General features: G+C 45.4%; 7 protein-coding genes. 3 read left to right on the top strand and 4 right to left on the bottom strand.

Annotated features, from left to right (window positions below; genetic code table 11):
* The 3 genes from F6K52_RS28405 to F6K52_RS28395 form a co-directional block, all read right to left on the bottom strand.
* The coding region (locus F6K52_RS28405; protein ID WP_293086529.1) for a PAS domain-containing protein at positions 1 to 740 on the bottom strand (740 nt) is incomplete at its 3' end.
* Positions 741 to 846: 106 nt separating this feature from the next.
* Positions 847 to 2,880, bottom strand: coding sequence for a response regulator (locus F6K52_RS28400; RefSeq protein ID WP_293086525.1), 2,034 nt, complete (start codon positions 2,878 to 2,880; stop codon positions 847 to 849).
* 135 nt (positions 2,881 to 3,015) lie between these two features.
* A complete protein-coding gene (locus tag F6K52_RS28395; protein ID WP_293086521.1) occupies positions 3,016 to 3,450 on the bottom strand; it encodes a peroxiredoxin in 435 nt (144 codons plus the stop codon).
* Between the two features lie 833 nt (positions 3,451 to 4,283).
* Here F6K52_RS28395 and F6K52_RS28390 point away from each other — a divergent pair.
* The 3 genes from F6K52_RS28390 to F6K52_RS28380 all read left to right on the top strand — a co-directional run bounded on the left by F6K52_RS28390 (position 4,284) and on the right by F6K52_RS28380 (position 6,651).
* On the top strand, positions 4,284 to 4,700 hold the full coding sequence (locus F6K52_RS28390; protein ID WP_293086515.1) for an Npun_F0494 family protein: 417 nt from the start codon (positions 4,284 to 4,286) through the stop codon (positions 4,698 to 4,700).
* A 73-nt stretch (positions 4,701 to 4,773) separates the two neighbouring features.
* A complete protein-coding gene (cobQ, locus tag F6K52_RS28385; protein WP_293086510.1) occupies positions 4,774 to 6,264 on the top strand; it encodes a cobyric acid synthase CobQ in 1,491 nt (496 codons plus the stop codon).
* Between the two features lie 147 nt (positions 6,265 to 6,411).
* Positions 6,412 to 6,651, top strand: a complete 240-nt coding sequence (locus F6K52_RS28380) for a 2Fe-2S iron-sulfur cluster-binding protein (protein ID WP_008179060.1) — start codon at positions 6,412 to 6,414, stop codon at positions 6,649 to 6,651.
* Positions 6,652 to 6,789: 138 nt separating this feature from the next.
* On the opposite strand, the gene mnmA is transcribed toward F6K52_RS28380, so the two are convergent.
* The coding region (gene mnmA, locus F6K52_RS28375; RefSeq protein WP_293086500.1) for a tRNA 2-thiouridine(34) synthase MnmA at positions 6,790 to 7,696 on the bottom strand (907 nt) is incomplete at its 5' end.

Raw genomic sequence — 7,696 nt, 5'->3', positions numbered from 1 at the left:
CTGTCGTCGTTGCACCGTAAGCGATACTCTTGAACATAATAGGAGGTTTTCTGAGCTAAGTGATCCTCCATGGCTTTGATCACCTGGTCTACATCATCGGGATGGATGTGTGTCCACCATTGATGGTTATAGTTTCCGATGTCGTAGTTTTCATCATACCCCAGCATTTCCTTACATCGGCTGGAGAAAAAGGTTTCATTGGTTTTAGGGTTCCAGTCCCAAATTCCCTGATTAGCTCCCTGTAGTGCCAATTGCCAGCGTTGCTCACGTTTCCGTAAGGATTGCTCTGCCAAAATACGCTCTTCAATTTGAGATTTTAGCTCCTGGTTGAGCTGCTCAAGTCCAGCCAGACTAGGTGCATTTTGGATTCGAGGTAGAATATAGTATAATTTTATGGCAGTGTAGACAGAAACTATAGCTGTAATTGCTTTAATAGAGCCTGATAGCCAATAAGCTGGATCCCAAACAGTCCATAGTTCCATCAGCTGAGTGGTGCCACCGCAAATAATAAACGCCCCAAACAAAATCAAGAGTCCCTTGAAAGGCAGATTCTGCCGCTGCCTGATCAAGTACACTAGCAGTATAGGAATCACATAGTAGGCTAGGGTAATCAGAGTATCACTGATCAGGTGTAGCCATATTACGTTAGGCGGCCCTTGGTAGCAGTTACCTTGGGGAATGGTTTCGGCCAATAGGAGATAGTCAAAGAAATTGATCATAATTAGGTTGACAATTGACATGATTGCTGACAGTCAACCGTTAACCATCAACTGTGAATAAAATGTGATCAACTCTACTATGTCCGATCTGCCAATTCTACGTCCACTAACTGACCAGGGTTATTATTTATTTATCTGACAACATTTGATTCTTCTGTGCTATCGTTTTAAGTCTTAGTTGGCTGCGCTCAATGCGATTCAACACCCGAGCCAATAGCTCTGGAGCTCTTATTGGTTTTTGTACGTAATCATCAGCACCGGCCATAAACACTTGCTGCACAGTGTCAGGATCTTGAACAGCAGAGAGAAACAACACGGGTAACTCACCCCAGCGAGGGTCATTGCGTACCACCTGGCACAGGTCAATACCGCTAAATTCCGGCATTTGCACATCCAAAATCAGTAAATCGGGAGTACACTGCTCTATGGTCTCCCAGAACTGTTGTGGATCGTTTAGTAAAGTCAATTGGAATCCCCAAGGTTCTAGCACAGTGCGTAGATGATCCAAGATTTGAGGGTCATCGTCAACAATCAATAGCTTTGCCTGTGGTGGACCAGATTCTTGCAACGCTTTAGCGATCGCATCCATCAGCTTTTGGGGGGCTACAGGCTTCTGAAGAAAACCCCTTGCCCCCAAACGAGCGACTTTGACTCGTTCAGCAAAACTCTCTGTAACCGTAAGTACTACCACAGGCACAGGGGGCTGAGTTGTTTTCAGTTCTGCTAACAGCTCTAAACCATTTCCCGCTGAGTCAGGAAAACACAAGTCTAGCAGTACCACATCAGGGCGCTTACGAGCAATTGCTTTTCTGGCTTGAGATATATCACCGGCCACCTCAACCTCCATTTTCCAGGCTGCTACCTCTGAGGCTAACCCTTGCGCTAGTTTTACATCATCATCCACAATCAGTAGTCGTGGGGAGTTGGGAATTGGGAAGCGATGCAGCGCGGTCTTGGGGGTTTCCCCCATGAGCGACTGCATCAAGAATGGAGATTGGGGAATCGGCAGTTGTTGAGTGTGAGTAGGTTTTGGAACGTTAGGCTCTGTCTCTAGTTGTTGTCGTAGTTCTACCACTAATTGAGACAGATGTGCTATTTCTTCCTCACTAGCTTTTTTCGCAGATTGCAATATTTGCTCAATCTCACGGGATTTGAGAGAGGCTTCTTCAAATCCAAAGCTACCGAGGGAACCAGCTAGGGTGTGTGCCTCCCGTAAAGCCTCCTCTCGCAACTTTCCGGTGAGATTACCATCTCGCCAATCCGTCACCGCCTGCTCCAATACATTGACGCGCTTGATATACTTTGACTTCTGCTGATCCCAAATGGCACTTAGTCCTGATTGCTTTGGTTCTTCGGATTGAGCATTAGGGACTGGGGAAAGGGAACTATCACTCTTGACCTTTGATTGTTTCTGGTTAGATGGGGTCTTTTTAGCTACTTTTTTGCCTTTGTTTTTCTCAGTCTTGGTTTGAGCTGAACCTTCCTCAGAAGTTTCTCTGAGCCTATAACCCAAGCCGTAGACGGTTTCAATTAAATCATTTTTGGCTCCAGCTTGCTTGAGTTTCCGCCTTAAACTTTTGATATGAGCTCTAACGGCATTTTCTGTAGGTGGTTCTTCAAAAGACCAGAGATTATCTAGCAGGAAACTTTGGCTAAAGATGCGGTGGGGGTTCCGTAAAAACAGCTCTACTAGACCATACTCCTTAGGGGTCAGATGCAACAGTTCCTGATCGTAGCTGACCTGGCAGTTACTGGGGTCAAGATGGAGCAATCCCCACTCTAGCACCGGGAGTAAGGGGCTGCTGCTGCGGCGCAGCACTGCTCGAATTCGGGCTAATAATTCAGGTATGTCTAAGGGCTTGACTAAATAATCATCTGCTCCTGCGTCTAAAGCTTCGACTTTGTTAGTGCTGGTGTCTTGGGCAGTGAGGAGAATAATCGGAGTGCGATCGCGGGCGTTTCGCAGCTGCTTGCACACATCAATCCCCCTGAGCTTGGGAAGCATCCAATCTAGCAAAATCAAGTCATACTTAAATATCTCTGCTAGTTCTATGCCCTCATCCCCATCTGTAGCTACATCAACCTGATAATGTTGACTAGCTAGGGCTGCCGTTACCACTTTGGCAATACCTTCATCGTCTTCTACTAGCAGGATTCTCACGAGGACCTAACAGCTCCAGCACCTAGGGGATGGGTTAGTTTATATATTATCTAAAATAGGGATTATATCAATAATAATAACAACTTCGCCCAAATTTACCAAAATTTAGACGAAGTTAGAGGCTTTTGACTTAGCTTAGCCCATGGCTGTCAAGATATCTTGAGCGTGGGTAGCGGTTTTTACGGTCTCATCAACATGAGTAATTTTGCCCTCGCCGTTGATAATGTAGGTTACCCGCTTGGAGTAACCGCCACCATCAACATCATAAGCCTTGGTAATTGAGCCATCCGTATCCGCTAGCAGGGTGAAAGGCAGACCATACTTTTCCTTAAATTGTTTGTGGGATGCCTCATCATCCATACTGACACCGAGTACCACCATATCTTTACCTTGATACTCAGTGTAGTTATCCCGAAAGCTTTGGGCTTCCTTGGTGCAGCCTGGAGTATCGTCTTTGGGGTAAAAGTAAAGCACTACAGTTTTCCCCGCAAAGTCCGACAGTGAAATGGTATTGCCTTCGTCGTCTTTGACAGTAAATGCTGGTGCATCCACGCCAACTTGAAGAGCCATAACTTTTGTTTCCTATAGATACATATTGAACCTAAGCTTAGATTTTACACTAACAGCTCTTACCTATTGACACTCCCCGGCCTAAAGACGCGGGGATTCCTAGATCAACGTTCGCGTAGCGTGGCCTACGGCCTTGCCGCCTTAAACCATGGAGTTCTCATCTTTGACGCCGCCAAAAACAAGACAATACTCAACCGAGAATCCGTCAAGACTAAATTCCTAGTTAATTCACCATAGACCCAGAGGGCAGTTCTCGCGATAGCGTTTAACTACTCTTTGGAAGTGCCTTAAAAAGTCTGTTTCTCTTCCTTTCGTTTGGTTCCGGTGTGCCCCACCGTACCGTTTTTTTCTCAAAGTGTGATTCTTCTGGGTTCACACACCAACTGTTAATTGATGATTGGGTTTTTAGCGATGCAGCGCCGCCAAAGGGGGTTTCCCCCATGAGCGACTGCATCAAGAAAGGAGGAGATTCCCTACCCTCCGGGCATTACTACTTTAAGGTCGATAAGTTACGGGTCTCTCTCCCGGCTCAGCCTACGGTTTTTCAGCCTGTACCCTATATTTTAATTATAACCTGGCGCTAGATAAGCGTCAACTTAAAAGCGGTCATAGAAGGACGGGGCGCGATTACCCATTTTTTTGGTAACTCTACTTGTAGGGTGCATTCTCTGTAAGTACCATTACACATAAGCGCTTTTGTTGCCCTGTTTTGCCTAGGCCTTGAGTAAATTCACAAATTTCTAGAGTAAATTACAATAGGTTGGCCTCTAAAGTCAAAAAAACCTTAATATAGAAATAATCGGCGGTCAGTATAGTTCTAAGATTTAGTAACTGTGGCAAGAACTTCAATTCAGTCTCAAGGTAGCCAGGCGATTCAATATCCTGACCGAACTACTAAGCGTGCAGAGCAAGCAATGCGCTGTTTGCCATTCCGGATCCCTCTATTGGCAGCGATGCGTTCTAACAGTGTTCCACTCTTATCTATAGTAGGTCTTGAAGGTGTCGAGAAAAACTACACAAAGCGCCCTAGGCCGGAATTGGCAGTAGAAAACGATTTAATGTGGTTGATTCAAGTGGGTGTATTACGTCGAGAAGTAGACGGTCAGGGAATTACGGATAGTTTTAGATTGACACCTTTGGGTCGTCAGTTGTTAGAAAAGTGGGAAGGCCTTGGAGAAACCTTACCTCCTCCCTCATTATCAGATCGACTCCATCATACCTTGAATCGCTGGCTAAGATTGTCGGTTTAAATCAAGTTGGTGACAGGGTGATATCTCAATCTATTGATCATCTAGGCTAGTTCTGACGCCCTAACCCTGAATTATGAAAGCGATTATGGTGGTGGGTACTACATCCCACGCAGGAAAATCCTTGATAACCACAGCTCTATGTCGCCTGCTCTCGCGACAAGGCTGGCGTGTGTGTCCCTTTAAGGGTCAGAACATGGCTCTAAATGCCTATGTTACACCCAATGGTGGAGAAATTGGACATGCCCAAGCAGTACAAGCTTGGGCTGCAGGTGTGATTCCCTGTGTGGAAATGAACCCAATTTTACTGAAGCCCCAAGGTGACATGACCTCCCAGGTCATTCTTATGGGTAAAGCCGTAGGAAAAGTTAGTGCTGGGGAGTACTACGAAAAGTACTTTGATAAGGGTTGGCAGGTGATTGAAGAATCACTGCGACGTTTAACCAATGAGTTTGATTTAGTCGTGTGTGAGGGAGCTGGTAGCCCCGTAGAAATTAATATCAAGCACCGCGACTTGACCAATATGCGAGTGGCGCGGTACCTCAAAGCTCCCACCTTGCTGGTGGTAGATATTGACCGTGGAGGATCTTTTGCTCAGGTAATCGGTACTCTCGAACTCCTTGAACCAGAGGAGAGAGCTTTGATTAAAGGTGTCGTGATCAATAAGTTTAGGGGTCAGCGATCGCTGCTCGAACCCGGCATAAAATGGTTAGAAGAACGCACTGGTATTCCTGTTGTTGGAGTTATTCCGTGGATTGATATACTGTTTCCCGCTGAAGATTCCCTTGACTTACTAGATCGCAACAGCAGGAACAAGTCCAATCAGGAAGTCACTATCGTAGTAATTCGTTTACCTCGAATTTCTAACTTTACTGATTTTGACCCCCTCGAAGCTGAACCTAGTGTCTTTTTGAAATATCTGTCACCAAATGAAACCTTGGGATATCCAGATGCAGTGATTCTCCCAGGCACGAAAACTACCATTGCGGATATGATGGTGCTCCAAAAAAGTGGCATGGCTGAGCAGATTCAAAACTATGCTGCCTCAGGTGGGACAATTTTGGGAATTTGTGGGGGATTCCAAATGCTAGGCAAAACCCTAGTTGATCCTGATGGCTTAGAAGGTAAACAGGGACGTCATCCAGGATTAGGCTTGTTGCCCTTAAAAACCTTGATTACCACTGGCAAAGTTGCCCGTCAACGGATGGTGACATCAAATTATCCTCAAGTTGGCTTACCCATTACCGGTTACGAAATTCATCAAGGGCGTTCGCGACTGCTTGAGGCGGAGATGGGAGACAATAAATCTGCTTATCGAGCTTTATTCGATGACCATGGTTTGGGCATTGTTGACGTGAATCAATCAATTTGGGGCAGCTATCTCCATGGAATGTTTGACAATAGTCCTTGGCGACGTGCCTGGTTGAATCAACTGCGCTCCAGACGAGGGCTACCTTCTCTCCCTACTGGGGTTGTCAACTATCGGGAACAACGAGAAGCGCTTTTGAATTCACTGGCTGATACTATCGAATCTCATCTTGATTTAACCCCGATTTTAAGGTCTTAGACCGTTAACTATCAGATTAGTTTTTTCAAAAGTAAAAAGTAAACTTGACAATTGAAAATGGAAACTCAAAAATCGTTAAAGGAAATTAAAAATTAAAAATTAAACAATTAACAATAAAAAAATAACAAATGAAATGACTAATCAAACATGAGTGTAAGCGTTCGCTTTCTACCAGATGATGTGACAATTGAGGCTGAAGTTGGAGAACCCATCCTTCTAGTGGCTGAACGTGCTGGTGTGTTCATTGCCACAGGTTGCCTGATGGGTTCTTGTCATGCCTGTGAGGTAGATATAGAAAATGGACCGACTGTTTGTTCTTGTATCACTGCTGTACCTGCAGGTTATGAACAGCTGACGATTAATCTCTACTCTGACACCAATTGGTAGTCTCTATATACCATGGTAATTGGCTTTGGTCAAGGTCACTATTAGAATGGTGAATACGCGTATTCACCATTCTGCATTCTGACAGACAACCTTGGCCAAAATGCCACGCAATCCCGTTGAACTTTCAACTTTCAACTTTTAACCTTCAACCAAATTGCTATTGGCTATTTTCCCTGGTAGCTGCTCAATAATGCCACCTCCGAGCACGAGCTCCCCGTCATACAGAACAGCAGCCTGTCCTGGGGTGATGCTGAATTGTGCTTCATCGAACACTAATCTGATCCGATTTCCTTCTAGAGGAATCACATTAACAGGTACAGCAGGTGAGCGATAGCGAACTTGCACAGAAGCTCGAATCGGAACAGTAGGTTCCTGAATCGATACCCAATTGACCCGATGAACCGTACATTCAGCTTGGGTGGCTTGGTGGCGTTCCCCTACAATTACCCGATTCCTGGCTGCATCCAGGGCAATCACATACAAGGGATTGGGAGCAGCTATACCTAGCCCTTTCCGTTGTCCAATGGTGTAGTGGTGAATTCCCTGATGTTGCCCTACCACATTTCCATCCAAGTCCACGATGTCACCTGTGGTTTGGGAAATATACTTGTCCAGGAACTTCTGCATGGAACCGTGGGATTCGATTAAACACAAGTCCTGACTTTCTGGTTTATCAGCAGTCTTGAGATTATATTCAGCAGCCAGGCGTCGCGTTTCCGTTTTCTTAAGTTCTCCCAAAGGAAATAGGGAAGCCGCCAGCAGGTCTTGAGTCAAGTCATACAGGAAGTATGACTGGTCTTTTGTCAAGTCTATTGCTCGCCGCAATTGATAGCGATCGCATTCAGCATCATAAGTAATCCGGGCATAGTGACCTGTAGCTATTTTATCAATCCCCAATGTCTCATGGGCATAGCTCAGCATCGGACCAAACTTTACTGCTTTGTTGCACTGAGAACAGGGGAGTGGAGTAATCCCAGATTGGTAACCCGAGACTAAGTAATCCACAATGTTTTCCTGAAAAACATCGCGACTGTCCACAATGTGG

This window comes from Moorena sp. SIO3H5, from assembly GCF_010692395.1.
In the GTDB taxonomy this organism is placed as follows: Bacteria; Cyanobacteriota; Cyanobacteriia; order Cyanobacteriales; family Coleofasciculaceae; genus Moorena.
The sequence above is the reverse complement of the archived record's forward strand: the minus strand, read 5'-3'. Positions and strand labels throughout refer to the sequence as shown.